25 protein-coding genes and 1 tRNA gene are annotated in these 25,360 nt (G+C 71.4%); 9 read left to right on the forward strand and 17 right to left on the reverse strand.

Features of this window, described 5'->3' with window-relative positions; translation table 11 throughout:
- Window positions 1-21: 21 nt before the first annotated feature.
- A complete protein-coding gene (rplJ, locus tag ACO03V_RS14110) occupies window positions 22-537 on the reverse strand; it encodes a 50S ribosomal protein L10 (protein ID WP_367733560.1) in 516 nt (171 codons plus the stop codon).
- Between the two features lie 267 nt (window positions 538-804).
- Entirely contained in the window at window positions 805-1,218 is a 414-nt protein-coding gene (locus ACO03V_RS14115; protein WP_423138021.1) for an SIP domain-containing protein, read from the reverse strand.
- Between the two features lie 120 nt (window positions 1,219-1,338).
- On the opposite strand from ACO03V_RS14115, the gene ACO03V_RS14120 reads away from it, so the two are divergent.
- From ACO03V_RS14120 to ACO03V_RS14135, 4 genes are all read left to right on the forward strand, one after another.
- Window positions 1,339-2,013, forward strand: a complete 675-nt coding sequence (locus tag ACO03V_RS14120; protein WP_423138022.1) for a YqaJ viral recombinase family protein — start codon at window positions 1,339-1,341, stop codon at window positions 2,011-2,013.
- Between the two features lie 95 nt (window positions 2,014-2,108).
- Window positions 2,109-3,803: an MDR family MFS transporter gene (locus ACO03V_RS14125; RefSeq protein ID WP_423138023.1), complete on the forward strand. Its 1,695-nt coding sequence runs from the start codon at window positions 2,109-2,111 to the stop codon at window positions 3,801-3,803.
- 1 nt (window position 3,804) lies between these two features.
- Window positions 3,805-4,317, forward strand: coding sequence for a MarR family winged helix-turn-helix transcriptional regulator (locus ACO03V_RS14130; protein WP_423138024.1), 513 nt, complete (start codon window positions 3,805-3,807; stop codon window positions 4,315-4,317).
- Window positions 4,318-4,447: 130 nt separating this feature from the next.
- Window positions 4,448-5,470 carry an NADP-dependent oxidoreductase gene (locus tag ACO03V_RS14135; RefSeq protein WP_423138025.1) on the forward strand — a complete coding sequence of 341 codons (1,023 nt, stop codon included), beginning with the start codon at window positions 4,448-4,450 and terminating at the stop codon, window positions 5,468-5,470.
- Window positions 5,471-5,473: 3 nt separating this feature from the next.
- On the opposite strand, the gene ACO03V_RS14140 is transcribed toward ACO03V_RS14135, so the two are convergent.
- Window positions 5,474-6,361, reverse strand: coding sequence for a LysR family transcriptional regulator ArgP (locus ACO03V_RS14140; RefSeq protein ID WP_423138026.1), 888 nt, complete (start codon window positions 6,359-6,361; stop codon window positions 5,474-5,476).
- Between the two features lie 69 nt (window positions 6,362-6,430).
- Between ACO03V_RS14140 and lysE the strand changes: the two genes are divergently transcribed.
- Window positions 6,431-7,093, forward strand: coding sequence for an L-lysine exporter (lysE, locus tag ACO03V_RS14145; RefSeq protein WP_387052391.1), 663 nt, complete (start codon window positions 6,431-6,433; stop codon window positions 7,091-7,093).
- A gap of 73 nt (window positions 7,094-7,166) precedes the next feature.
- Window positions 7,167-7,445, forward strand: a complete 279-nt coding sequence (locus tag ACO03V_RS14150) for an acylphosphatase (protein ID WP_423138027.1) — start codon at window positions 7,167-7,169, stop codon at window positions 7,443-7,445.
- A 25-nt stretch (window positions 7,446-7,470) separates the two neighbouring features.
- Here the strand turns inward: ACO03V_RS14150 and ACO03V_RS14155 are convergent, their stop codons facing one another.
- From ACO03V_RS14155 to rplK, 6 genes are all read right to left on the reverse strand, one after another.
- Window positions 7,471-8,514 (reverse strand): NAD(P)H-dependent flavin oxidoreductase, encoded by a 1,044-nt coding sequence (locus ACO03V_RS14155; protein ID WP_423138028.1) that lies wholly within the window; start codon window positions 8,512-8,514, stop codon window positions 7,471-7,473.
- 3 nt (window positions 8,515-8,517) lie between these two features.
- A complete protein-coding gene (locus ACO03V_RS14160) occupies window positions 8,518-9,321 on the reverse strand; it encodes an amino acid ABC transporter ATP-binding protein (protein ID WP_367733548.1) in 804 nt (267 codons plus the stop codon).
- Window positions 9,308-9,973, reverse strand: coding sequence for an amino acid ABC transporter permease (locus tag ACO03V_RS14165; protein ID WP_423138029.1), 666 nt, complete (start codon window positions 9,971-9,973; stop codon window positions 9,308-9,310). Before ACO03V_RS14165 ends, ACO03V_RS14160 begins: the two co-directional genes overlap by 14 nt.
- Before the next feature lie 142 nt (window positions 9,974-10,115).
- A complete protein-coding gene (locus tag ACO03V_RS14170) occupies window positions 10,116-10,922 on the reverse strand; it encodes an amino acid ABC transporter substrate-binding protein (protein ID WP_367733546.1) in 807 nt (268 codons plus the stop codon).
- A 168-nt stretch (window positions 10,923-11,090) separates the two neighbouring features.
- Window positions 11,091-11,783, reverse strand: a complete 693-nt coding sequence (gene rplA / locus ACO03V_RS14175) for a 50S ribosomal protein L1 (RefSeq protein ID WP_367733545.1) — start codon at window positions 11,781-11,783, stop codon at window positions 11,091-11,093.
- Between the two features lie 12 nt (window positions 11,784-11,795).
- A complete protein-coding gene (gene rplK, locus ACO03V_RS14180; protein ID WP_367733544.1) occupies window positions 11,796-12,227 on the reverse strand; it encodes a 50S ribosomal protein L11 in 432 nt (143 codons plus the stop codon).
- 670 nt (window positions 12,228-12,897) lie between these two features.
- Between rplK and ACO03V_RS14185 the strand changes: the two genes are divergently transcribed.
- Complete coding sequence (locus ACO03V_RS14185; protein WP_423138030.1) at window positions 12,898-13,530, forward strand: hypothetical protein; 633 nt, start codon at window positions 12,898-12,900, stop codon at window positions 13,528-13,530.
- Window positions 13,531-13,695: 165 nt separating this feature from the next.
- Here the strand turns inward: ACO03V_RS14185 and nusG are convergent, their stop codons facing one another.
- From nusG to gabT, 8 genes are all read right to left on the reverse strand, one after another.
- Window positions 13,696-14,850, reverse strand: coding sequence for a transcription termination/antitermination protein NusG (gene nusG, locus ACO03V_RS14190; protein ID WP_423138031.1), 1,155 nt, complete (start codon window positions 14,848-14,850; stop codon window positions 13,696-13,698).
- Between the two features lie 61 nt (window positions 14,851-14,911).
- Window positions 14,912-15,187, reverse strand: a complete 276-nt coding sequence (gene secE / locus ACO03V_RS14195) for a preprotein translocase subunit SecE (RefSeq protein WP_367733540.1) — start codon at window positions 15,185-15,187, stop codon at window positions 14,912-14,914.
- A 43-nt stretch (window positions 15,188-15,230) separates the two neighbouring features.
- Window positions 15,231-15,303 (reverse strand) — tRNA-Trp (locus tag ACO03V_RS14200).
- A 173-nt stretch (window positions 15,304-15,476) separates the two neighbouring features.
- The gene (locus tag ACO03V_RS14205; RefSeq protein ID WP_423138032.1) at window positions 15,477-16,838 is read right to left on the reverse strand and encodes an NAD-dependent succinate-semialdehyde dehydrogenase; all 1,362 of its coding nucleotides are present in this window, start codon (window positions 16,836-16,838) and stop codon (window positions 15,477-15,479) included.
- A 22-nt stretch (window positions 16,839-16,860) separates the two neighbouring features.
- Window positions 16,861-18,423: an APC family permease gene (locus ACO03V_RS14210; protein WP_423138033.1), complete on the reverse strand. Its 1,563-nt coding sequence runs from the start codon at window positions 18,421-18,423 to the stop codon at window positions 16,861-16,863.
- Entirely contained in the window at window positions 18,420-19,292 is an 873-nt protein-coding gene (locus ACO03V_RS14215) for a universal stress protein (RefSeq protein WP_423138034.1), read from the reverse strand. The genes ACO03V_RS14210 and ACO03V_RS14215 overlap by 4 nt, the downstream gene beginning before the upstream one ends.
- Entirely contained in the window at window positions 19,289-20,752 is a 1,464-nt protein-coding gene (locus tag ACO03V_RS14220; protein ID WP_423138035.1) for a flavin monoamine oxidase family protein, read from the reverse strand. The genes ACO03V_RS14215 and ACO03V_RS14220 overlap by 4 nt, the downstream gene beginning before the upstream one ends.
- An 88-nt stretch (window positions 20,753-20,840) precedes the next feature.
- Window positions 20,841-22,190, reverse strand: a complete 1,350-nt coding sequence (gabT, locus tag ACO03V_RS14225) for a 4-aminobutyrate--2-oxoglutarate transaminase (protein WP_367733535.1) — start codon at window positions 22,188-22,190, stop codon at window positions 20,841-20,843.
- Window positions 22,191-22,282: 92 nt separating this feature from the next.
- Between gabT and ACO03V_RS14230 the strand changes: the two genes are divergently transcribed.
- Window positions 22,283-23,809 (forward strand): PucR family transcriptional regulator, encoded by a 1,527-nt coding sequence (locus ACO03V_RS14230; RefSeq protein WP_423138036.1) that lies wholly within the window; start codon window positions 22,283-22,285, stop codon window positions 23,807-23,809.
- A 331-nt stretch (window positions 23,810-24,140) separates the two neighbouring features.
- Entirely contained in the window at window positions 24,141-24,881 is a 741-nt protein-coding gene (locus tag ACO03V_RS14235) for an endonuclease domain-containing protein (RefSeq protein WP_423138037.1), read from the forward strand.
- Window positions 24,882-25,360: the final 479 nt, after the last annotated feature.

Below are 25,360 nucleotides of genomic sequence, written 5' to 3' on the forward strand. Positions count from 1 at the left end.
GGGTTAATCAGCCGGGCCGGGTCAGGCCGCGGTGTCCTGCTTCTCGCGCAGCGCGTCGACCGTGCGAACGGCCTTCGACGGAAGCGCCTGGAAGACGTATGCCGCCTTGGTCATCGTCGCCTTCATCGCACCGGCGAGCTTCGCCAGCAGGACTTCACGGCTCTCGAGATCGGCGAGCTTGTTGACCTCATCCGCGGTCAGAGCGGCGCCATCGAAGTAGCCGCCCTTCACCACGAGCTGAGGGTTAGCCTTGGCGAAGGCGCGCAGACCCTTCGCGACGGCGACCGGGTCGCCGTGCACGAACGCGATGGCAGACGGGCCCTTGAGCTCGTCGTCCAGTCCCGTGACCCCCGCGTTGTTCGCGGCGATCTTGGTCAGCGTGTTCTTCACCACGGCGTAATCCGCGTCCTGACGGATGTCGTTGCGCAGCTGCTTGAGCTGGGCAACCGTCAGACCGCGGTACTCGGTCAGCAGAACGGCGGTCGAGTTCTCGAAGTTCTTCGTGAGCTCGGCGACCGATGCATCCTTCTGCGCCATGGCCACTCCTTGTGTGTACGAGGCGCTCCGCGATGGCGGGGCGCCGGCCGTGGACATCGGGGTCTGGGCAAAAAAGAAGAGCTCCGGCGCAGGCGCACGGAGCTCGGAATCCCTGTCGGGAGGAGGTTCGTCCACCTGCGTAGGTCCCCTGCTTCTCAGCAGACGCTTCGATCGAAGTGCAGGCACTCCGATGACCGACGGTCTTTGGCTTGTCCCCCACTGTACCCGACCCCCGCCCCCTGACCAAACTCGGGCGGGCGGGCGGTGCTAGGGGACGCGCGGGGTGGGGAGGAGGGCGCGCGTCATGCGGACGATGCGCGACGGCGTCCGCGCCCCGAGCCACACCGTGCACACCGGGTCGGAGCCGTCGGCGGCGCAGGCCCATTCCGCGCACCACGCGTGGATCGCCGTCGCGAGGCGCTCCCCGCGGGGGCGCATCCCCTCGCCGTCGGACCGGACGAGCCAGGTCACCCGCGCCGCTCCCCCGGCCGGCAGCGGCTCGACCTGCGAGGCGACCGCGGCCTCGACCAGCACCGTGACGTGCGCGGCGGGCGACAGCGCCGTGGCGATGCGCCGCATCTCGGGCAGGTTGCGAGCGTCGCCGGCGAGCAGCACCGCCCCGCCCAGGTCGCACCAGCGCCCGCCGTCCGGTCGCCGAAGGGGCGTGGCATCCGATTCCATGCCCCCAACTTAGGTGACCCTTACCTCGTCGACAAGGGGGTCGGGATGCCAGGACGACGAGGCCGCGAATCGCCGTCGTCGCACCCTCGGGCCCGGCGACGTCGGGTTAGGGTCGAACACATGTCCCCCGAGCTCGTCGCGTCGCGCAGCGCCGACCTCGAGTCCCGGATCGTCGCGGACTCGCGTGATCGCGTGGCGTGGATCCGCGCACGGTCGCGCGGCATCACCGCCACGGACGTCGCCGCTCTCACCAGCGCGAACGCGATCTCCCGCGCCGCGGACGCGAAGCTGATGGGCTCGAACTTCTCGGGCAACGCGTTCACCGCGCACGGTCGTCGACGCGAGCCGGAGATCGCCGCCTGGGTGGCGGCGACGCATGGTATCCGCCCCTCCTCCGCCCTGTATCACGCGGTCGTCGAGAAGCGGCACCTGGCGACGCCGGACGGGGTCGTCGTGGACGGCGAGGGCCGCATCGTGCTGGCCGAGATCAAGACGACGAACAAGGCGTGGCGGTCGATCCCGCGCACCTACATGCGGCAGATCTGGTGGCAGCAGCACGTCCTGGGCGCCGAGCGCACGCTCGTCGCGTGGGAGCAGCACGACGGGTTCGTCCCCGTGGACGACGAGCCGCGCTGCCAGTGGATCGATCGCGACGAGCGGGAGATCGCCAAGCTCGTGTCGCTGGCCACGGCGCTCATCGACGAGCTCTACCACCGCACCATGCGGACGCGTCAGGCGCCGGTGCGGCCGGCCCCCACGGAGAGATACCGCGCTCTCGCGCTGATCGACGACTGATCGTTGATATTTGTCAACCATTCGGCGTATAGTTGATTTTCGTCAACTAACGCGCCGATGTCGTCGCGGTCCCCTTTTCCCGTGGAGAGCTCCGCATGACCACTTCGTCCCCCGACACCGCCGCTTCGCGGCGCGTGCTCCCGGCCCTCATCGGGCTGCTGCTCGGCATGTTCGTGTCGATGCTGGCCTCGACCGTCGTCTCGACGTCGCTGCCGGTCATCGTCCACGACCTGCAGGGCGATCAGAACGCCTACACCTGGGTCATCACGGCGACCCTGCTGACCACGGCGATCTCCACCCCCATCTGGGGCAAGCTCGCCGACCTGTTCAACCGCAAGGTCCTCATCCAGATCGCGATCGCGATCTTCGTCCTGGCGACGGCCGCCGCCGGCTTCTCGCAGAACACCGAGATGCTCATCGCGTTCCGCGCCGTGCAGGGCCTCGGCGCCGGCGGCCTGGCCGCGCTCAGCCAGGTGATCATGGCCGACATCATCAGCCCGCGCGAGCGCGGTCGATACATGGGCCTGTTCGGCGCGGTCATGGCCGTCGCCACCGTCGGCGGACCGCTGCTCGGCGGCGTCATCACCGACGCTTTCGGCTGGCGCTGGAACTTCTTCGTCGCGATCCCGTTCGCCGTCGCCGCCCTGCTCATCCAGCAGCGCACCCTGCACCTCCCGGCGCGGGCGGCCCGCAAGGTCAAGATCGACTACCTCGGCATCGTCCTGCTCTCCACCGCGGTCTCGCTCCTGCTCATCTGGGTCACCAACGCCGGCGACTCCTTCGAGTGGGCCAGCGTCCCCACGCTGCTCATGGTCGGCGGCGCCGTCGTCGCGGCCCTGCTGTTCGTCCTCGTCGAGCTCCGCTCGTCCGAGCCGCTGGTCCCGCTGACGCTGTTCCGCGACGCCACCTTCACGCTGGCCACCATCGCCTCCATCGCGACGGGTCTGGCCATGTTCGGCACCTCGGTCTTCCTGAGCCAGTACATGCAGATGGCCCGCGGCGCGACGCCGACCGAGGCCGGCGTCATGACGATCCCGATGATCGCGGGCCTGCTGGTGGCATCCGTCGTCGTCGGCTCGCTCATCTCGCGCTTCGGTCACTGGAAGCCGTTCCTCGTCGTCGGCGGCATCCTGCTCATCGCCGGCTCGTTCCTGCTGTCGACGATCCACTACGACACGAACTTCACCCTCGTCTCGATCTACATGGCCCTGCTCGGCGCCGGCGTCGGCATGACGATGCAGAACCTCGTCCTCATCGTCCAGAACACCGCCGACCCGTCCCAGATGGGCGCGGCCAGCTCCGGGGTCACGTTCTTCCGCAGCCTCGGCGGCACGATCGGCGTCTCGGTCATGGGCGCGGCCCTCGCGAGCATGGCGACGAGCCTGTTCACCGACCGCGCGGCGGACCTGCAGGCCGCGATCATGGGGCTCGGCGCCGAGGGGGCCTCGGTCGCGCAGGCCCTCCAGTCGGGGGCCATCCCGCAGGTGTCGACCCTGCCCGAGAGCGTCCGCGTGATCGTCGAGGACATCTACGCCCAGTCCATCGCGCACTCGTTCCTCATCGCCGTGCCAGTCGCGGTGGTCAGCCTCCTCGCGATCCTCTTCCTCCCCAACCGCCCGCTGACCCGGATGACGACGAGCGAGCGCGTCGCCGCCAGCGAGGCCGACCTCGCGACGGTGTCGGTCCCCGAGGGCATGGCGAGCCTGTCCGCCACCGGGTCGGTCCGGACCGTGGATGCCACGGCCCCCGGCTCCGCACGCCGAAGCGCCTCCGTGGGAGAGGATGACTGACATGGTCGCGTCCCCGTCGTCCCCGCCCGTCTCGTGCATCGCGAGCGGCGGGGACGCCGTCGCGTCCGACGAGCGCCGGGAGGCGGTGCAGGCCCTCGAGGGCTCGTTCTCGGAGCTGATGACCGTCTTCCGCCGGTACGTGTCCGAGGCCGCCGAGCGGGTGAGCCCCGGGATGCTCCCGGCGACGTTCAAGGCGCTGTCGGTCGTGAGCCGGTTCGGTCCGCTCACGCTGTCGGCCCTCGCCGAGCGGCTGACGGCCGACAAGGGCTTCCTCAGCCGCAGCATCAGCGAGCTCGAGGAGCTCGGACTCGTGACCCGCACCCCCGACCCGGCCGACCGCCGCTCCCGCGTCATCGCCGTGACCGACGAGGGGCACGCGCGGCTGGCCGACGCGCGGGCACCCCACGAGAGCCGGCTCTTCGCCGCGATGGCGGACTGGTCGATCGACGACATCCGCCACCTGTCGACGCTCCTGCACGCCCTCGCCGTGGGCGAGACCCCCGCGCGGGACTGACCCGACGCACGGGGGAAGGGACCGTCGCGACACGGTGACCCCGGTGTAACACCGGCGAGACAAAGTCGCGATTGACTGAGGGGGTCGAGGCGACGCCGCAGCGACGCGACCGCTTGTGAAGGAGCGCCGAATGAGATTCCGATCGACGCGTCCCGAGGCCGCCGAGGCGCCTCCGGCCCCGCCCGTGCCCGCCACGATGCAGGCGGCGGTGATCGACTCGACCGGGTCCGCCGAGGCCCTGCACCTGGTCGAGGTGCCGGTGCCCTCCCCCGTCCTCAGCGAGGTGCTCGTGCGCGTCGTCGCTGCGGGCGTCAATCCGATCGACGCCAAGACGCGAGCCGGCGGCGGCCCCTCGGCGGCGATCGGCGCCTGGCCCGCCACCCTCGGCTACGACGTCAGCGGGGTCGTCGTGCGCGCGCCGTACGAGTCGCACCCGTTCCCTCCGGGCACGGAGGTGATCGGGATGGCCACGACCCCGCGGACTCCCGGCACGTACGCGGAGTACACCGTCGTCCCCTCCCTCTCGCTCGCCCGCAAGCCGTCGACCCTCTCGCACGTCGAGGCGGCCGGCATCCCCCTGGCCGCACTGACGGCCTGGGGCATCGTCGTCGAGACCGCCCTCGCCCACGAGGGGCAGCGGATCCTCATCCACGCCGGCAGCGGCGGCGTCGGTCATTTCGCGGTGCAGTTCGCGGCCTACTTCGGGGCGCACGTCATCGCGACCGGCTCGGGACGGAACCTCGACTGGCTGCGGGAGCTGGGCGCCGCGGAGGTCGTCGACTACACCGACGTGCGCTTCGAGGACGTCGTGGCCGACGTCGACGTCGTCATCGATCTCATCGGCAACGTCCACGACGACACGGGGACGCGCTCGCTGGAGGTCATCCGACCCGGGGGCCTGCTCATCGAGGTACCGACCGGCGCGTGGCCCGGATTCCGTGACGCGGCGTCGGCCCGTGGCATCCGGTCCACCTCCTACAAGGTCGTGCCGGACGGGAGCGCGCTCGCCACGATCGGTCGCCTGATCGACTCGGGGGCGGTGCGCGTGTTCATCGACCGGGTGTTCGACCTCGCCGACGCCTCCGCGGCCCACATCGAGCTCGAGCGGGGGCACACGCGCGGCAAGATCGTGCTGCGCGTCAGCGACGACTGAGCCTCACCCCGCCGCGAGGACCCGTCGCCCCTCGGCGACGAGCTCGTCGGCGACCTCGTCGAGCAGCGGGGACGTGAGGTTCCACTGCTGCCAGTACAGCGGCACGTCGACGGGGTCGCCGCCGAGACGGACGAGCGCGCCGTCGTCCAGATGCGGCTCCGACTGGAAGACGGGCAGGAGGCCCCAGCCGAGGCCGAGGACGACAGCGGCGGCGAAGTCCTGCGACGCCGGCACCCGGTGCCGGGGCGGGGCCTCGACCGCCACGCCGCGGGCGCGCAGCCACTGGGTCTGCAGGTCGTCCCGGCGGTCGAAGTCCACCAGCGGAGCCGCCGCCAGCGTCGCGGGCGTGATGCCGTCGGTGAACCACCGCCGCGCGAACGGGGCCGCCGCCACCGCCTCGTACCGCAGCACCCCCACCGGGCGGACGCGGCATCCGGCGACGGGCGTCTGCCGCGAGGTGACCGCGGCCATCACCGTCCCGGACTCGAGGAGCCCCGCGGTGAAGTCCTGGTCGTCGCGGTGCAGGTCGAAGACGACGTCGCGGCGGGCGGCCACCCGGGCCAGCGGTGGGAGGAACCACGTCGCGAGGGAGTCGGCGTTGACGGCGAGAGGGAGGGATGCCGCTCCCCCGCCCGCCGCGCCCATGCCGACGAGGGCGTCGTGCTCCAGGAGCGCGAGCTGCCGGGCGAGACGCACCACGGCGTCGCCGGCCTCGGTCGTCCGGACCGGCTTGGACCGCACGAGGAGCACCCGCCCCAGCTGATCCTCGAGCGCGCGGATCCGCTGGCTCACGGCCGAGGGTGTGATGTGGAGCCGCCGGGCGGCGGCATCCAGGGTCCCCTCGTCGACGACGATGGCCAGGGTGCGCGCGAGGTCGAGCGGAACGTGCATGAAGCGATGCTAACGGTGCTGCAGAATCCTGAGCTGTTCTGCGGCGATCGCACGTCCTAACGTCGAGACGTGCTCCCCGTCCTGCTCGCCGGCTTCGGCCTCGGTCTCTCGCTCATCGTCGCCATCGGCGCCCAGAACCTCTTCGTCCTGCGCCAGGGGATCCGCCGCGAGCACCTGTTCGCCGTCGTCGCCGTGTGCGCGGTGTCGGATGCGGTCCTCATCCTCCTCGGCGTCTCGGGCGTGGGCCTCGTCCTGGAGGCGATCCCCTGGCTCCTCGACGTCGTGCGGTGGGCGGGCGCGGCGTTCCTGACCGTCTACGGCGTGCTCGCGGCACGGCGGGCGGTGCGCCCGAACGGGCAGACGCTGCACGCGACCCCCGAGACGGCGGCATCCGGTTCCCGGACGACGGATGCCGGCGGCACCCTGGTCCGCACCCGCCCGACCCGCCTGGCCACGACCGTGCTGACGTGCCTGGCCCTGACCTGGCTCAACCCGCACGTCTACCTCGACACCGTGTTCCTGCTCGGGTCCGTCGCCACGACGCACGGCGACGGCCGGTGGGTGTTCGCGGCCGGAGCGTGCGCCGCGAGCCTGCTGTGGTTCACGGGCCTCGGCTTCGGCGCCCGCTTCCTGGGACGCTGGCTCGACACCCCGCGCGCCTGGCGGATCCTGGATGCCGCCATCGCCCTCGTCATGTTCGCGATCGCGCTGTCGCTGGTCCTTCCGCACTGAGCACTCGCCCGCCCGTCCGCCCCCGCGCGAGCCGCGCCTCCACCCCCGCCGGTCGTTCGGGGAGGATGGAGGCATGCGAACGGTGACGATCACGGTCGAGGGACGGGTACAGGGCGTGGGGTTCCGCTACGCCCTGCAGGACGCAGCCACCGCCGCCGACGCGACCGGGTGGGTCCGGAACCGACGGGATGGGAGCGTGGAGGCTCAGGTCACGGGCGCCGACGAGGCCGTGGAGGCCGTCATCGCGTGGGCGCACCGGGGTCCGGCCTCCGCCCGCGTGGACCACGTCACGGTCGCCGAGACGGAGGCCGACGCCTCACCGACGGGCTTCGAGATCCGCGCGACGGCCTGATCCGCGCGCTGCCGGGACGCCCGCGTCAGCTGGGCAGGCCCGCCCGCAGCTCGGCCATGACCTCGGCGGCGGTCTCGCGGCGCGCGAGCCCCGCGGCCTGACCGGCCCACAGCGACAGCAGATCCCCGTCGCCCGCGGCCGTCGCCGCCGCGCGGAACACGCCGGTCAGCCAGTTCTGCGCCGGGAACGGCGCGATCATCCCGGAGGCCTCGATCTCCCGCAGGGCGCGATTCGGGATGCCGCGCGCCAGACGACCGCTCATCGCCCGCGTCAGCACGGTGTCGGTGTCGGCCGCCGCGGTGAGCGCCGCACGATGGGCGTCGGTCGCCGCGGACTCGCGAGTGCGGAGGAACGCGGTGCCCACCTGCACCCCGTCGGCGCCGAGGGCCAGGGCCGCGGCGACGCCGCGACGGTCCGCGACTCCGCCCGCCGCGATCACCGGCGCCGATACGGCGTCCACGACCTGCGGCACGAGCGCGAACGTGCCCACGAGCGAGCGCTCCGGCTCGCGGAGGAACGACACCCGGTGACCCCCGGCCTCCGCGCCGGTCGCCACGATCGCGTCCACGCCCGCCTCGTCGAGCGCGACGGCCTCGGCCACCGAGGTGGCGGTGCCGACGACGCGGATGCCGCGATCCCGGGCGCGCGAGAGGGTGGCGGCATCCGGGATCCCGAAGACGACGCTGAGGACGTCCGGACGCGCCTCGAGGACGGCGTCCAGCTGCGCCTCGACGTCCGGCAGGAACGCGGACGGCGGGACAGGGACCTCCGCGCCGGCGTCGGCGAACAGCCCCGCGTGGGCGTCGAGGTGAGGACGCAGGTCGACCTCGGCCGGAACCACCTCGTCGCCGCGGGGCAGCCACAGATTGACCGCGATCGGGCGGGAGGTCGCGGCGCGGAGAGCGGCGACCGTCTCGGCGATGCGGTCCGGGGTGTAGCCGTAGAGGCCGAACGAGCCGAGGCCGCCGGCCTCGCTCACCGCCGCGGTCAGCGCGACGGACGACAGCCCGCCGAACGGGCCGAGGACGACGGGGACGTCGATCCCGAGAAGACGGGTCAGTCGTGACATGGCTCAGTCCAGGGGGCGCAGGATGCGGTCGAGGAACCGGCGGGTCCGGTCCTTCTCGGGGTGGGTGAACAGCTTCTCCGGGGCTCCCCGCTCGACGATGACGCCGTCGTCGAAGAACAGCACCTCGTCGGCGACCTGACGGGCGAACTGCAGCTCGTGGGTCACGATGACCATCGTCCACCCCTCGTCCGCGAGCTCGCGGAGCACCGACAGCACCTCGCCGACGAGCTCCGGGTCCAGGGCGCTCGTCGGCTCGTCGAAGAGCAGCAGCTGCGGCTCCAGAGCGAGCGCGCGGACGATGCCGACCCGCTGCTGCTGGCCGCCGGACAGCTCGAACGGGTACGCGTCGCGCTTCTCGGCGAGACCGACGCGGTCGAGCAGCCGCTCCGCACGGGCGACCGCCTCGGCCTTGGGCACGCCGTGCGCCTGGATCGGCCCCTCCGTCACGTTCTGCAGCACCGTGAGGTGCGGGAAGAGGTTGTGGTGCTGGAAGACCATCGCGGACCGGTCGCGCAGCGCGTTGCGGTCCGCCTTCGACACCTTCGCGCCGAAGTCCACCGCGGGGCCGCCGTCGAAGACGACCTCGCCGCGGTCCGGGGTCTCGAGCCCGTTGAGGCACCGCAGCACCGTGGTCTTGCCCGAGCCCGAGGGGCCGATGAGCACCAGCACGTCCCCGCGGTTCACCTGCAGGTCGACGCCGTCCAGCACGCGATTCGCGCCGAAGCTCTTCTCCAGGCCGCGGACCCGCAGGAGCGGCGTCTCGTCGGCCGGGACGGCGGGCGTGAGCGGATCGTCAGCGTGCGACATAGCGGTCCAGCCTCCTCTCGATCACGCTCTGCCCCGACGACAGCACGAGGCAGAACAGCCAGTAGATCAACGCGGCCTCGAGATACACGGCCATGAACTCGTACGAGAACGCGGCGATGTTCTGCGCCTGCCGGAACAGCTCGGTGACGAGGATGAGGGATGCCAGGGAGCTGTCCTTCACCAGGGAGATGAAGGTGTTCGACAGCGGCGGCACGGACACGCGGGCCGCCTGCGGCAGCACGATGCGGGTGAGCGTCTTGCGCGGGGACAGGCCCACGGTGTGCGCCGCCTCCCACTGCCCGCGGGGCACCGAGAGGATCGCAGCGCGGATGACCTCGGCCGCGTACCCTCCGACGTTCAGCGAGAACGCGATGACGGCCGCCGGGAACGGGTCGATCGTGACGTTGATCGCGGGCAGGCCGTAGAAGATCACGAATAGCTGCACCAGCAGCGGCGTGCCGCGGATGATCGAGATGTAGAAGCGCGCGAAGCCCGACAGCACGATGTTGCGCGAAAGCCGCAGCAGGGCCATCGCCAACGCGATGACGAGACCGACCGCGAACGAGGCGAGCGACAGGGGGATCGTCCCGCGCAGCCCCGCCAGCAGCATGGGCCAGAACGAGTCGATCAGAAGTCTCCAGATGTCGTCCATGCCCCTCCTTCCTCGTCGCCGCACGCGGCATCCGCCCCTCCACGCTAGGCGGGAGAGGCGGATGCGGTGCGGGGGTTTACAACGTGTCCGTGACGGACGTTACTCGCGTCACTGCGTGACGTCCCCTCGGACGTCACTCGCGTCACTGGGTGACGTCTGCCCCGAAGTACTTCTCGCTGATCTCGGCGAGCGTGCCGTCGGCGCGCAGCTCGTCGAGGGCGCCGTCGATCGCGTCGGCGAGGGCCTGCTTGTCCTTGGTGAACGCGAAGGCGCTGTCCGAGGTCTCCTCGGTCTCGGCGGCGATCTTCAGTCCGGTCGGGCTGTTCGTCTTCTCGTAGTCGAGGTAGGTGAGCTGGTCGTTCACCGTGGCATCCACGCGTCCCTGCTGCAGCAGGGCGACCGCCTGGGCCCAGCCCTCGACGGCCTCGACCTGCGCGCCGCTGTCGGTGGCGAGCTCGTACCAGTTGCTGGTGAGCGACTGGGCGGTGGTCTTGCCCGCGAGGTCGGCGAAGCTCGAGATGGAGTCGTCGTCCTCGGTGGTCACGATGACACCGCGCGAGACGGTGTACGGCTCGCTGAAGAGGTACTTCTCCTGGCGCTCGGCGTTGATGGAGACCTGGTTGCCGATGACGTCGAAGCGACCCGCGTCGAGACCCGCGAAGATCGCGTCCCACTGGGTCTCCTGGAAGCGGATGTCCAGACCGAGCTTCTCGGCGACCGCCTCGGCGATCTCGACGTCGAAGCCGACCAGCTCGCCGGTCTCGTCGTGGTACGAGAAGGGACGGTAGGTGCCCTCGGTGGCGACGGTAAGGGTGCCGGAGTTCACCAGGCCCAGGTCTTCGCCCGCGGCGGCGGAGCCGGACTCGGACGATCCCCCGCTGCACGCGGTGAGGGTGAGGGCGGCGGCGGCGAGGCCTGCGGCGAGGACGGACAAACGGCGACGGGGCATGGCTGTTCCTGTGGGATTGCGGGGCAGGGGTGAGGCGTGCGCGACGCGCACATGCAAGCACAACACGTCCCGGCATCCAGGTCTTCCCGGATGACGCCGTGTTGCAGGTCCGTTCACGCGAGAACCCCGCCGGGCACGGGGCACGACGGGGTTCTCGGACGCGGAGCGTTACGCGATGGCGTTGACGTCCAGCGGGATGCCGGGACCGAAGGTGGTCGAGACGGCGCCCTTCTGGATGTAGCGGCCCTTCGAGCTGGACGGCTTGAGGCGGACGATCTCCTCGAGCGCGGCGGCGAGGTTCTCGTCGAGCTGCTCGGCCGAGAACGAGGCCTTGCCGACGACGAAGTGCACGTTGGCGTGCTTGTCGACGCGGAACTCGATCTTTCCGCCCTTGATCTCCTCGACGGCCTTGGCCGGGTTGGGGGTCACGGTGCCGGTCTTGGGGTTCGGCATGAGGCCGCGGGGCCCGAGGACCTTACCGAGGCGACCGACCTGGCCCATGAGCTCGGGCGTGGCGACGGCCGCGTCGAACGCGGTGTAGCCGCCGGCGACCTTCTCGATGAGCTCGGCGCCGCCGACCTCGTCCGCACCGGCGGCGAGGGCCGCCTCGGCCGCGGGGCCGTTGGCGAAGACGATGACGCGCGCGGTCTTACCCGTGCCGTGGGGCAGGATGACCGTGCCGCGGACCATCTGGTCCGCCTTACGGGGGTCCACCGCGAGCTTCAGCGCGACCTCGACGGTCGAGTCGAACTTCTTCGAGCCGGTCTCCTTCGCGAGGGCGACGGCGTCGGCGGGGGTGTAGTACGTGTCGGGCGCGATCTTCTCGGCGGCGGCCCGGAATGCCTTGGACTTGGTAGCCATGTTCTTCTCCCCTTAGTCCTCGACCGTGATGCCCATGGAGCGGGCGGTGCCGGCGATGATCTTGGCCGCGGCCTCGATGTCGTTGGCGTTCAGGTCGGGCTGCTTGGTCGTCGCGATCTCGCGCACCTGCTCCTTGGTGAGCTTGCCCACCTTGACGGTGTGCGGGGTGGCCGAGCCCTTGGGCAGGCCGGCGGCCTTCTTGATGAGCTCAGCGGCCGGGGGCGTCTTCAGGATGAACGTGAAGCTGCGGTCCTCGTAGACGGTGATCTCCACGGGGATGACGTTGCCGCGCTGCGACTCGGTCGCGGCGTTGTACGCCTTGCAGAACTCCATGATGTTCACGCCGTGCTGACCGAGCGCCGGACCGATCGGCGGCGCCGGGTTGGCAGCACCGGCGTTGATCTGGAGCTTGATCAGGCCGGTCACCTTCTTCTTGGGTGCCATTTCCTCTTCCTTTCCTCGAGCGGGGGCGGGTGCCCGCGCTCTCCCGCAGACCCGGCGGATCCGGGCAGCGGTCGTCACGCGCCGAAGCACGCAACCTCCTCATCATACGCGACGTCGGCCCTCCCGGCATCCCTCCCTCCCCCCGCCGATAAACGCTCTCTGCACCGATAAACGCGCGCACCCACCGTTTCTCAGTGCGGGAAGCGTTTCTCGGGGCTGACTAGGACGCGAATGACGAGGGATGCCATGGCTTCGGCTCCTCCACAGGCGCACGATCGGCGGGGCGCTCCCCAAAACGTCGGCTGCGACCGCGTGAAGACGCGCGAGTCGCCACGATGGCGGCATGCACCCCGCTGAACCGCCGCTGCCCTCGGCCCTCCCCCTGCTTCGCGCCCGCGACGCCCGATCGGCGGGACTGCATCCGGAGACTCAGGCCGGGTCGCTCCGCGTGCGGAACGGTGTCTACATCGCGCGGGACCTCTGGGATGGGCTTGCGGAATGGGACCGTTATGTCGTGCGGGTCCACGCTTTCGGCGGCTCCCGTCCTGGCGCCGTCTTCTCGCACGAGTCGGCGGCCGCTCTGTGGAATCTTCCCATCTTCGGGCACCCCCGCCAGATCCATCTCTTCGACGGCCGGCGTTCGCGCTCGCTGCGATACGGGGATGTGACAGTGCACACCAGCGCCGACAAGCGCGACGTCGCCCGCCGTGGGGAGCTCCTGGTCACGACCGTGGCGGACACCGTCCTGGATCTCGCCCGATGCCTCCCGCCGGCGTTCGGGCTGGCGGTCGCCGATGCGGCGATCCGCTCCCATCCCGGCGACGTCTCCCTCTCCGTGTTACGTGAAGTGGTCGCATCCCAGCGGAACCCGCGCGGTCGCCGCCGAGCCGAATGGGTGATCGATCACGCCGATGCAGCCTCCGAGTCCGTCGGCGAGTCCGTGAGCCGCGCGGTGATCGGCTGGTGCGGCTTTCCCTCTCCTCTCCTGCAGCGGACGCATATCGTCGACGGCCGTCGCTATCGCAGCGACTTCTGCTGGCCCGCGCTCCGCGTGATCGGGGAGTCCGACGGGTGGGCCAAGTACGGGGCGGACCCGCAGGAGGTCACTCGTGCCCTGCGAGCGGAGAAGCGTCGCGAACAGGACCTCCGGCGCGCCGGGTGGACCGTCGCACGGTGGGACTTCGCCGATGCGGTCAGCGGCGAGGGGCTGCGCGCCGCGCTTCTCGCCGCCGGCCTCCGCCCTGAGCGCCGTGCCGACACCGCACGGCTCTCGAGCATCGGCCGAAACCCCCGATCTCGATGAGGCCGAGCCCACCCTGCCGATAAACGCCCTCTGCACCGATAAACGCGCGCACCCGGCGTTCCTCGGTGCAGCGGGCGTTTATCGGCGAGGGAGACGACCCGCCGCCGGACGCGAGAACGCCCCGCCGGGCGCGAGCCGGGCGGGGCGTTCTCGAAGCGACGGGTGTCAGACCATCTTGGTGACCTGGTCGAACGACAGCTCGACCGGGGTCTCGCGCTCGAACAGCGACACGAGGACCGTGAGCTTGCCGCTCTCGGGCTTGATCTCGCTGATCGTGCCGGGAAGACCCGCGAACGAGCCCTCCTTGATGGTGATGGTCTCGCCGGTCTCGAAGTCGACCTCGGCGGGGATGACGCGCTGCGCCGCGGGTGCGCCCTTGGCGGCGCCGGCCTTGGCGGGAGCGGACTCCTTGACCTCGACGAGGCTCTTCAGCATGTTGAAGGCCTCCTCGAAGCGGAGCGGCGTCGGGTTGTGGGCGTTGCCCACGAAGCCGGTGACACCGGGGGTGTGACGCACGACCGACCAGGTGTCCTCGTTGAGGTCCATGCGCACCAGCACGTAGCCGGGGATGCGCACGCGCGTGACCATCTTGCGCTGGCCGTTCTTGATCTCGACGACGTCCTCCATCGGGACCTCGATCTGGTAGATGTCGTCCTCGACCTCGAGCGTCGACTTCCGCTGCTCGATGTTGGCCTTCACCTTGCGCTCGAAGCCCGCGTAGGAGTGGATGACGTACCACTTGCCCGGGAGCGACCGCAGTTCCGTGCGGAAGGTCTCGTAGGGGTCGGCGTCCTCGTCGTCCTCGGAGTCGATGGATGCCACGGCGTCGTCGTCCAGGTCCACGGGAGCCTCCGCGGCGTCGGCGGGCGACTCAGATGCCTCGACCTCGTCGACGACGGAGGCGGCGGCGCCGACCTCCTCGACGAAGTCCTCGTCGAGCACCGGCTCGTCGGGCTCGCCGTTCACGTCGGGGCCGTCGTAGGGGGTGACCTCGTCGGCGGCCTCGGCGGCCTCCTCGGCCTGCTCCTCCGCGAGGGAGTCGGTGAGGACCTCGGCGGCGGCCTCGGCCTCGCTGGTCTCGTCGATCTCGAGAGCGTCGTTCACGATCGCGTCCGCCTCCGGGTCGGTGATGTCGATGTCGCCGAGGTCGCCCTCGTCGTCGGTGTCATCGTCGGCGACCACGTGGATCGCGCTGTGCTCGGCGGAGTCGGAGGCGTGCTCCTGCGACGCGAGCACGCTGCCCTCCTGCGCCTCGTCGTCCTCACTGGACTGCTCGGCGGCCGTCGCCCAATCGGCGTCGTCGACATATCTTTCAGACACTGGTGATCTCTTCCGTTGCAGGGCGCCCGCTCGTGGCAGGGCGCGATCGCCGAGACGCCGGTCAGGCGCCGGCGGTACCGGGAACGCCGAAGACGGCGCTGGTGAGCCACACGAACAGCACGTCGAGGCCGTACACGATCGCCATCATGACGACGACGAAGCCGAGAACCACGGCCGTGAACTTGAGAAGCTCCTGGCGGGTGGGGGTGACGACCTTGCGGAGCTCCGCGAAGACCTGGCGGATGAAAAGAGCGATCCGCGCGAAGAAGTTCGGCTTCTTCTCACGGGGCGCGCCGCGGTCAGCGACGATCTCGCCCTTCGCCTCGTCCTGCGTCATCGAACCACCTAGGTCATTTCTCGTTGCCAGCGTGCGCTGTGCGCAGGGCGGACAGGAATCGAACCTGCAACCTGCGGTTTTGGAGACCGCTGCTCTGCCAATTGAGCTACCGCCCTAAGAACCCTCGCGGGCTCCGGGTTCGAAATCCGCCCGCTCTCGCGAAGGCCTCTCCGGGGGAAAGAGCCGCATGCCCACCGGGCACGGCGAAAGATTGCAGATTTCGACTGCACTCCCCAGTCTATGTCATGTCCCCCGGCCTGGCGAACCGGACCGGGGGACGACACGCGACTCAGGCGGTGCGGATGAGCTTCTTGTTGACGAACTCGTCCGCCGCCAGCAGACCCATCTCGCGCGAGGTGCCGCTGCGCTTGACCCCGCCGAAGGGCAGTTCCGGCGAGTCGGCGAGAACGACGTTGACGTAGACCATCCCGGCCTCGATCCGATCGGCGATGCGCTCGGCCTGGGCGGCATCCGTCGTGAAGACGTAGGAGCCGAGACCGTAGCCGGTGTCGTTGGCGAGCTCGACCGCCTCGTCCTCGCTCGCGACGCGGTAGACGGTGCCGACGGGGCCGAAGAACTCCTCGCCGTACGCGTCCATGTCGCTCGTGACGCCCGTGAGCACGGTGCCGGGATAGAAGGCGCCGTCGCGGGTGCCGCCCACCTCGACGGTGGCGCCCTGGGCGACCGCCCGCTGCACCTGCTCGTCGAGGCGCTCGGCCGCGGTGAGCGACGACAGGGGTCCGAGTACCGTGTCGTCCGCGAAGGGGTCGCCGACCTTGGCCTCGCCGAGCGCGCCGCTGAACTTGGACAGGAAGGCGTCGTAGAGCTCGTCGATCACGATGAAGCGCTTCGCGCCGTTGCAGGACTGCCCGTTGTTGTCCAGGCGCGCGTCCACGGCGGCCTGCACGGCGGCATCCAGGTCATCCGTGGAGAGCAGGATGAAGGGGTCCGATCCGCCGAGCTCGAGCGCGACCTTCTTCAGGTTGCGACCGGCGATCTCGGCGACCGCCGCCCCCGCCCGCTCGGAGCCCGTCACCGACACGCCCTGCACGCGACGGTCGGCGATGATCGTCGCGGCCTGGTCGTTGGTGGCGCGGATGTTGACGTACGCGCCCTCGGGCAGGTCCGCGTCGCGGTAGATCGTCTGCAGCGCCTCCGCCGACTCGGGGCACTGCGGAGCGTGCTTGAGCAGGATCGTGTTGCCGACCGCGAGGTTCGGGGCGGCGAAGCGGGCGACCTGGTAGTACGGGAAGTTCCACGGCATGATGCCCAGCAGCACGCCCAGCGGCGAGCGCCGGATCACGGCCGTGCCCTCGCCGAGGATGTCGAGCGGACTGTCACCGGTGATCTTGTCGATGTTGTCGGCGTAGTACTCGGTGATGTCGGCCGCGAAGTCGACCTCGCCCAGCGCCGCCTCGAGCGGCTTGCCCATCTCCCGCACGATGATGGCCGCGAGGTCGTCGCGGCGATCGCGGTGCAGCTGGGCGACACGGCGCAGGGCCTCGGCGCGCTCGGCCGGGGCGGTGCGCGACCAGGCCCGGTACCCGTCGTGGGCGGAGGCGATGGCGTCCTCGACACCGGAGTCGCTCAACGTGTCGTACTCGGCGAGGGTCTCACCGGTGGCGGGATTGACGACGGCGTAGTCGCTCATGGTGCTCCTTTTCGTTTCGTTGTCAGGACGTGAGGCGGCGGCGGCGTGCGCTGGCGGGGGCGTCGCGTCCCAGCGTCTCACCCCGGAAGAAGCCGGGACTCGCGATGCGCTGGGCGATCATCAGCACGAGTCCGACCACGATGATCACGACGGTGATCACGAACACGAGACCGACGCCGCCGATCTCCGAGCCCGAGCCGTAGTCGGGGCTCGCGCTGTCGATGAGGGTGGTGACGAACAGCACCGCGAGGATCAGCCCGCCGATCAGCGGCGCGAGCAGCGTCAGGAACACGTTGCGCACCGAGTCGAACCACTGCATGCGGAAGTACCAGACGCACGCGAAGGCGGTGATGCCGTAGTAGAAGCAGATCATCGCGCCGAGGGCCGTGATGGTGTCGGTGAGGACGTTCTCGCTCAGCACGCGCATGACGGCGTAGAACGCCGAGGCGACGATCGCCGAGACAATGGTGGCGTAACCGGGGGTGAAGAAGCGGGGGCTCACCTTCGCGAACTTCCTCGGCAGCGCGTCGTAGTGCGCCATCGCCAGCAGCGTGCGGGCGGGCCCCACGAAGGTCGCCTGGAGCGAGGATGCCGAGCTGGTGAGCACCGCGAGCGAGACGAGGAACGCGAGCGGTCCGAGGATCGGCCCCGACAGGTGGAAGAAGACGTTCTCCTGGATGTCCTCGTTGCCGAGGCCGAGCTCCCCGGTGCCGTTGCCGGCGAACATCAGCAGCGCCACGGCGATGAGCAAGTACAGCGCGACGATGAGGAACACCGTGACGGTCGCGGCACGGCCCGGCGTCTTGTCGGGGTCCTTCGTCTCCTCGTTCATGGTGAGGATGACGTCCCATCCCCAGAAAATGAAGATCGACAGCGAGAGCCCGGCGGCGAAGGCGCTGAAGGACGGGACCTCGAACGGGTTGAACCACGACAGCTCCACGGGGCTGGCGTCGAACGCGTTGCCGTTCAGCATCTCGACGACGGCTGCTCCCGCGAAGACCAGCAGGACGAGGATCTGGAAGCCGACCAGACCGTACTGCAGGCGCTGCGTGGTCTGCAGGTCGCGGTACGACACGACCGTGGCCAGGAACATGAACAGCAGGCACACCGCGACGTTGATGGGCACGACGCGGGTGAGCTCGGCGATCTCGGCGTTGCCCGTGATCTGCGCGATCAGCAGGAACAGGAAGTCCACCGCGATGCCGGCGAGGTTCGACAGCACGATGACGGTGGCGGCGATCAGCCCCCAGCCCGCCATCCACCCCACCCACGGACCGAAGGCGCGGGCTGCCCAGGTGAAGGAGGTGCCGGCATCCGGCATCCTCGAGTTCAGCTCGCGATAGCCGAGCGCCACCAGGAGCATGGGGATGAAGCCGACGAGGATGATCGCCGGCACCTGGAAGCCGACGGCCGAGACGGTGGGGCCGAGCGCGCCGGTGAGCGTGTAGGCCGGGGCGATGGTCGAGATGCCGATGACGACGGCGCCGATCATGCCGATCGAACCGACCCGCAGGCCCTTGTTGGAGATGCCGGTGGTGACGGCGCTGTCGGGCGCGGGGCTCGCGCCGCCCAGGGAGCTGGTCATGAGGAGGCCTCCGAGGTGCGCGGCACCACGATCATGGGGACGGGGAGGGCGCGGAGGATCCGGCCCGCGGTGGAGCCGAGGAAGAGGCGCCGCGGCTGCGCGAGACGGCTCGAGCCGACGAGGGCGACCTCGCCGGGATGCCAGTCGATGCGCGAGACCGCGTCCTCGATGTCGGAGCCGGCGCCGACGACGGCCTCGGCCTCGATCTCGGCGGGAAGGGACGTGCGGACGGCGTCGAGCACGCTCTGGGCGTGCGCCTGGCCGGTCAGACGCGTGAGCGAGGCGTCCACGCGGCCGGGCAGATCGACGCCCGCGAGCGAGAGCAGCCGCAGGGGCGCCTGCGAACGACGGGAGAGGGATGCCGCGGTGTCGAGCAGGACGTCGGCTCCGGGGCGGGTGCCGATCGCGGCGGTGACGCGCGGCAGCCCGACGGACGGGTCCACCTCGCGCGCCCCTTCGGGAGCCAGCGCGACGGGGACCGGCGCGGAGTGGACGAGCTCCTCGGCGGTGGTTCCGAGGCGGTGCCGGCCGCGGGGTGCTCCCCCGCCGGTGCCGACGACGATCACGCCGGCGCCGAACTCCTCGGCGGCGGCGACGAGCCCGTCCGACACCGCGTGGGCGGAGCGGACATGACCACGGATGCCGGGATACGGCGCCACGGCCTCGCGAAGCCATCCGCGGGCGGTGTCCTGGACGAGACGCTCGTAGCCGGCGTCCGTCGGGATCGAGACGTTGTTCTCGGAGGAGGGCAGGACGACCACCGCATGCACGGGCGCGCCCAGTGCCGCACCCAGTCGGGCCCCGAGCGCGAGCGCGTCGGCGCCCGCGTCGGTGGCGGTGTACCCGACGACGACGCGGTCGCCGCTCATCCGCGCGTCCGCTCGAGGATCTCCTCGGCCGCGCGGCGGCCCTGGCGGATCGCTCCGTCGACGTGCTGGAACCCGGCGCCGGCCATGTCGCTGCACGCGAGGTGGAGGGGGCCGACGGGCTCGCGCAGGTCCGCGCCGTAGCGGTGCAGGCCGCCCAGGTCGAAGCTGCCGGCGTAGGCGCCGCGCGTCCACTCCTCGGTGCCCCAGTCGCTCTCGTAGTAGACGACGGGCTCCTTCGCCTCGGGTCCGTAGTAGCGGGAGAGCGAGTCGAGGATGCGCTCCTTGCGCTCCTCGGCGCTCAGCCGGAACAGGTCGTCGGCGTTCTGGTCGGACACGAAGCCCACGAGGGTTCCGCGCTCGTCGCCGTGGTTGGTGTTGTCGTATGCCTCGTGGCAGAGCTCGTAGGGGCTGAAGGCGGTGCCCGACAGACCCTTGTCGCGCCAGAACGGCGTCTCGTAGACGGCGTGCACCTTGATGACGAAGCCCATCGAGAAGTGCTGGTGCATCTGGTGCTGCAGGCGCGGCAGCGGCGGCTCGAACGAGATGCGCGGGTACAGGACGGGCGCCAGCGCGAGGATCGCGAAGCGGGCGCGGACGGTGACGCCGTCGGCGATCACGGTGACTCCCGCGGAGGAGGTCTTCGCGGCCTCGACGCGGGCGGTCAGGGCGCGCAGGTCGTCGACGCGCTGCCCCGTCGCGGAGTCGGCCGCGCGGTCCGGCGTCGCGACCGCCTCGGCGCCCCAGAGGATGCGCCGCACCGGCTGGTTGAGCAGCACGTCGTCGCCGAGACGCTCGGCGAGCAGCTCGGGCACCTGCTGGAGGCCGCCGGCCACGCGCATGTCGAGGATGAAGTCCGCGTCGACGAGGTTCGAGTAGGAGCCCGCGGATGCCGCCATGTGCAGCGACTGCAGCAGCGAGAAGGTGTGCGTGGGCTTGGTGAGCATCGCCGACCCCGTGGCGAAGGCGAGGTTGCGGACGGCCTCGTCGTCGTCGGTCTGCTGTCGGAGCCAGGCGTCCCACGAGATCGCGTCCCACTCGGCGGCCTTCGGGTGGGCCCACGGGCGGTCGGGGTCGATCTCGGCGACCATGGCGTCCAGACGCGCGGTGACCTCGTCGATGGCCTTCTCGGTCTCGGGGGCGACGGGGAACATCTCGCCGGTGAAGCGCTTCGTCTGACCGTCGGGGCCCACGTAGACGCTGTCGCCCTCGCGGTAGCGGCTGTAGGTCGACAGTCCCAGGTCGGCGACGGTGTCGATGAGCGCGGTCTGGTCCGGCGAGACCCACTGGCCGCCCAGCTCGAGCATCGCGCCGTCGATCACGTCGGTCCACAGGCGACCGCCGACGCGGTCGCGCGCCTCCAGCACGACGACCGACAGGCCGGCCTTGCGCAGGTCGTTGGCGGCGGTGAGTCCGGCGGCGCCGGCTCCGATGACGACCACGTCTCGGGTGATCTCGTCCATGAAAGCTTCCTTACTCATCGTTCGCGCGGGGTGTCGAGGTGGTCCCGGCGGCGGCGGTGTCCGGGCGCACACGCCGCCGGGGCGTTCCTCAGGTGCGGGCGAGGGCGGCCGCGACGACGTCGAGGCCCTCGTTCAGCAGGTCGTCGCCGATCGACAGCGGCGGCAGGAACCGGATGACGTTGCCGTAGGTGCCGCACGTGAGGACGATGACGCCCTCGGCGATGGCGGCCTTCGCAACAGCCGACGTGAGCGCGGCGTCGGGCGCCCCGGTGGCGGGGTCGACGAACTCGGCCGCGATCATCGCGCCGTGTCCGCGGACGTCGCCGATGCGCGGGTCACCGGCCTGCAGCGCGCGCAGGCGTCCGGTCAGCAGCTCGCCGATCTCCCGGGCCCGCTCGACGAGCCCCTCGTTCTCGAAGGCGTCGATGGATGCCAGGGCCGCGGCGCACGCGATGGGGTTGCCGCCGTAGGTCCCTCCCAGGCCGCCGGTGTGGGTGGCATCCATGATCTCCGCCCGGCCGGTGACGGCGGCGAGCGGGAGACCGCCGGCGATGCCCTTCGCGGTGGTGACGAGATCCGGGACGATGCCGAAGTGCTCGGACGCGAACATGGCGCCGGTGCGGGCGAAGCCGGACTGCACCTCGTCGGCGATGAAGACGACGCCGTTCTCGCGGCACCAGTCGACGATCGCGTTCAGGAAGCCGTCGGCGGGGACGATGAAGCCGCCCTCGCCCTGGATGGGCTCGATGATGACGGCGGCGAGGTTCTCGGCGCCGACCTGCTTCTCGATGAGCGAGATGGCCTTCGCGGCGGCGTCGGGACCCGACAGGCCGTCGCGGAAGGGGTACGACAGCGGGGCGCGGTAGACCTCGGCGGCGAAGGGGCCGAAACCGCTCTTGTACGGCATGTTCTTCGCGGTGAGCGCCATCGTCAGGTTGGTGCGGCCGTGGTACGCGTGGTCGAAGGCGACGACGGCCTGGCGGCCGGTGTGCTTGCGGGCGATCTTGACCGCGTTCTCGACGGCCTCGGCGCCGGAGTTGAACAGCGCGCTCTTCTTCGCGTGATCGCCGGGGGTGAGGCGGTTGAGGGCCTCGGCGACGGCGACGTACGACTCGTACGGCGAGATCATGAAGCACGTGTGGGTGAAGGCGGCGACCTGCTCCTGCACGGCGGCGACGACGGCCGGGTGGGCGTTGCCGACGCTCGTGACGGCGATGCCCGAGCCCAGGTCGATGAGCGAGTTCCCGTCGGCGTCGACGACGACCCCTCCGCCCGCGGCGACGGCCTCGATCGGCACGGTGTGACCGACGCCGGATGCCACGGCGGCGGCCTTGCGGGCCAGCAGCTCCTGCGAGCGCGGGCCGGGGATGGCGGTGACGAGGCGGCGCTCCTGGGCGAGGGTCGGACCGCCGACGGCGGGGAGGGTGTCGAGGCTCATGGCGGCGATGCTACGGAGCACGCGCCGCGGCCCGCACTGTGCGGGCTGTACAGTTCGAGGCATCCCCGTGTACGAACCGTATAGGAGCGACCGTGGCAGAGCCCGCCGCCGTGCCCCCGACGCTGCGCGCCCTGCTCGGGCGCCGCGATCTGCGTCTGCGCCTGGCCCTCGACGAGTCCGCGCTGCCCGGCGGGAGCCTGGACCGCGCCGCGCGATGGGTGCACTCGAGCGACCTCGCCGATCCCACACCGTTCCTCAGCGAGGGGCTCGTGCTGCTGACCACCGGCACGCAGTTCGCCGACGCCCTGCCCGCCGACTACGACGCGTACGTCGACCGGCTGTCGGCGCGGGGGGTCGTGGGGCTCGGCTTCGGAACGGAGGTCGTCCGCGACGGCATCCCGGCGCATCTCGCCGCCGCGTGCCTCACGGCCGGCATGCCCCTGTTCGAGGTGCCGTACCGCACCCCGTTCATCGCGGTGGCGCGGGCGGGCGCCGAGGCGATCGCCGCGGAGGCGTACGCCCGTCGGAGCTGGTCCCTCGCGGCGCAACGCGCCGTGTCGCTCGCGGCCCTGCGCCCCGACGGGCTGTCCGCCACCCTGGCCGAGCTGTCGCGGCAGCTGGACTGCTGGGTGGGCCTCTACGACGCCTCCGGCGCCCTGCGCACCGCCCACCCGACCGGGACGATGGATGCCGACACCCTCGGCATCCTGGCCGGCGACGTGGCCGAGGTGCTCCGCCGCGGCACGCGGGCGGGATCGGCGCTGCGGGTGAACGGCGCCGAGGCGACCCTGCAGACCCTCGGACGCGGCGGGCAGCTGCGGGGCGTCGTCGCGATCGTCGGCACCGACCTGGATCACGAGGCGCGCAGCGTCGTCACGGCCGTCGTCGCCATGGCGGGTCTCGCCCTGGAGCAGCAGGACGGACTCGGCCGGGCCGTCGGCGCCCTGCGCGCCGGGCTCGTGCAGTCGCTGCTGAGCGACGACCCGTCCCTCGCGCGGCGCGCGGCGCGCGAGCTGTGGGGCGCGCTTCCGACCGCGCCGGTCGTGGTGGGGCTGACGCCGGCCGCATCGGTGCGGTCGCGGGCTCTCGTGGAGTGGTTGGAGGCGCGCGCGCACGAGCAGCTGTTCTTCGGCCGCGGCGACGACGGCGTGGTGCTGGTCGTCCCGGCGGCGTCCCGCGTGCTGCTGGACGAGACCGCGGAACGGTTCGACCTCGTGGTCGGGGTGTCGGCCCCCACGGCGTACGACGCCTTCTCGATCGCGCTCGCGCAGGCCCGCACGGCCCGCGACCGCGCCTCCGCCCCCGGCGTGGCGGACTTCGCCGACGCGTCCCGGGCGGGGGTGCTCTCCGCGCTCGGCTCCGACGCCGCCCGCACCGTCGCGGCCGGCGTGCTCGCCCCGCTGCGGCAGCACGACGACGCCCAGGGCGCGGCACTCGTCGTCACCCTCGACGCGTGGCTGGCCCACGACTGCTCGCACGAAGCGACGGCCCAGGCCCTCGGCATCCATCGCCACACCGTCCGGGCGCGCGTGGCGCAGGCCGAGCGCGTGCTGCACCGGGACCTGTCGTCCTTCGCCGCGCGCGCCGAGCTCTGGACGGCGCTGCGCCTCGCGGAGTGACGGCCCGCCCGTCTCGCGGACCGGTGCCGCTGCCGTGTGCCGGTGCCCCCTTGCTGGTGCCGTCCTGCGGAGTTCGGTGACGACACGCCGTCCGCGGGGCCGTCGGGACGGCGTGTTGGTCCGGAACTCCGCAGGACGGTGTGCGCCCGCGGCCGGGACCTCTTCTCCACAGAGCTCACTTCGTGGCATCCATCCCCAATTCGCCGGGAACGGCCCCCGGGCGGAGGGCTCGACCGGGCACGCTGGGCCGGTGTGCAGGACCCGTGATCGAATCCGTCGCCGCCGTGATCTGTTCCGGGCCGGTCTGAGACGCACGGACGTCGACGCGGCGGTGGCCTGCGGCACCCTGATCCGGCTGCGTCGGGGCATCTACGCGGATGCCACGACGTGCGAGCCGCGGCGACGGGCGGCGCTCCACGGCGGAGCGCTCGCCTGTGTCAGCGCCGCGCGCCATCGGGGCATGTGGGTGCTCGCCGAGGACGACGCCCTTCACATCAGTCTGATTCCGGACGGGCACGGCCACCCTGTCGAGGGGTCGGACGTCGTGACGCATTGGGACCACGTCGCCGGTGACCGTTTCGGCATGCCGTCCGTGTTCGTCATCCTGCGGCAGATCCTGGCCTGTCGCGGTGTCGAGGAGTTCTTCGTCGCCCTGGAGTCCGCCCTCCATCGGAGGGCCCTGCGCAGCTCCGACCTCCCCCGTCCGGCGGCGGGGCTTCCGCGCACCGCCGGCGCGGCCATCGCATCGGCCCGCACGGACGCCGAGAGCGGCCTCGAGTCGCTGCTGCGGTGGCGTCTCCGCCGGCACGGCCTGCCGATTCGGACGCAGGTCCCGGTCTTCTCGGTGGGGCGGGTCGACCTCGTCATCGGGGAGTCCCTCATCGTCGAGGTCGACGGTGCCGAGAATCATGACGGCCCCTCGCACCGCCACCGCGACCTCATGCGGGACGCCACCGCCGCGACCTGGGGTTTCGTCACTCTTCGCTTCGACTACGCCATGGTCGTGCACGACTGGCCGGTGGTCGAGGCGGCGATCCTCGCCCACGTGTCCCGGGGCCTCCACCGTCGCTGACCCGGCCGTCGGAGTCGTGGGTCCGCTTCTGCGCTCCTGCCGGAGGCTGCCATGCGCCCGTGCGTCCGTGGCATCCATCCCGGCCACCGTCCTGCGGAGATCCCGGATGACACGCCGCCCACACGGCCGCAGCCCTGGCGTGTCGGACGGCACCTCCGAACGACGACAGCAGACCCCGACCGGCAGCAACCGGACGGCCGCCGCGGGCATGGGGCCGTGGCTTCCATCCCGGCCACCGTCCTGCGGAGATCCCGGACGACACGCCGCGCACACGGCCGCAGCCACGGCGTGTCAGACGGCACCTCCGAACGACGGCAGCAGACCCCGACCGGCAGCAACCGGACGGTCGCCGCGGGCATGTGGCCGTGGCATCCATCCCGGCCACCGTCCTGCGGAGATTCCCGACGACACGACGCCCACACGGCCGCAGCCACGGCGTGTCGGACGGCACCTCCGAACGACGGCAGCAGACCCCCGGC

The organism is Microbacterium sp. HMH0099 (assembly GCF_049384025.1).
GTDB lineage: Bacteria > Actinomycetota > Actinomycetes > Actinomycetales > Microbacteriaceae > Microbacterium.

Coding starts and splice junctions, on each gene's coding strand:
- rplJ (WP_367733560.1), bottom strand. CDS start 537: ATGGCGCAGAAGGATGCATCGGTCGCCGAGCTCACGAAGAACTTCGAG.
- ACO03V_RS14115 (WP_423138021.1), bottom strand. CDS start 1,218: ATGGAATCGGATGCCACGCCCCTTCGGCGACCGGACGGCGGGCGCTGG.
- ACO03V_RS14120 (WP_423138022.1), top strand. CDS start 1,339: ATGTCCCCCGAGCTCGTCGCGTCGCGCAGCGCCGACCTCGAGTCCCGG.
- ACO03V_RS14125 (WP_423138023.1), top strand. CDS start 2,109: ATGACCACTTCGTCCCCCGACACCGCCGCTTCGCGGCGCGTGCTCCCG.
- ACO03V_RS14130 (WP_423138024.1), top strand. CDS start 3,805: ATGGTCGCGTCCCCGTCGTCCCCGCCCGTCTCGTGCATCGCGAGCGGC.
- ACO03V_RS14135 (WP_423138025.1), top strand. CDS start 4,448: ATGAGATTCCGATCGACGCGTCCCGAGGCCGCCGAGGCGCCTCCGGCC.
- ACO03V_RS14140 (WP_423138026.1), bottom strand. CDS start 6,361: ATGCACGTTCCGCTCGACCTCGCGCGCACCCTGGCCATCGTCGTCGAC.
- ACO03V_RS14150 (WP_423138027.1), top strand. CDS start 7,167: ATGCGAACGGTGACGATCACGGTCGAGGGACGGGTACAGGGCGTGGGG.
- ACO03V_RS14155 (WP_423138028.1), bottom strand. CDS start 8,514: ATGTCACGACTGACCCGTCTTCTCGGGATCGACGTCCCCGTCGTCCTC.
- ACO03V_RS14160 (WP_367733548.1), bottom strand. CDS start 9,321: ATGTCGCACGCTGACGATCCGCTCACGCCCGCCGTCCCGGCCGACGAG.
- ACO03V_RS14165 (WP_423138029.1), bottom strand. CDS start 9,973: ATGGACGACATCTGGAGACTTCTGATCGACTCGTTCTGGCCCATGCTG.
- ACO03V_RS14170 (WP_367733546.1), bottom strand. CDS start 10,922: ATGCCCCGTCGCCGTTTGTCCGTCCTCGCCGCAGGCCTCGCCGCCGCC.
- rplA (WP_367733545.1), bottom strand. CDS start 11,783: ATGGCTACCAAGTCCAAGGCATTCCGGGCCGCCGCCGAGAAGATCGCG.
- rplK (WP_367733544.1), bottom strand. CDS start 12,227: ATGGCACCCAAGAAGAAGGTGACCGGCCTGATCAAGCTCCAGATCAAC.
- secE (WP_367733540.1), bottom strand. CDS start 15,187: ATGACGCAGGACGAGGCGAAGGGCGAGATCGTCGCTGACCGCGGCGCG.
- ACO03V_RS14205 (WP_423138032.1), bottom strand. CDS start 16,838: ATGAGCGACTACGCCGTCGTCAATCCCGCCACCGGTGAGACCCTCGCC.
- ACO03V_RS14210 (WP_423138033.1), bottom strand. CDS start 18,423: ATGACCAGCTCCCTGGGCGGCGCGAGCCCCGCGCCCGACAGCGCCGTC.
- ACO03V_RS14215 (WP_423138034.1), bottom strand. CDS start 19,292: ATGAGCGGCGACCGCGTCGTCGTCGGGTACACCGCCACCGACGCGGGC.
- ACO03V_RS14220 (WP_423138035.1), bottom strand. CDS start 20,752: ATGGACGAGATCACCCGAGACGTGGTCGTCATCGGAGCCGGCGCCGCC.
- gabT (WP_367733535.1), bottom strand. CDS start 22,190: ATGAGCCTCGACACCCTCCCCGCCGTCGGCGGTCCGACCCTCGCCCAG.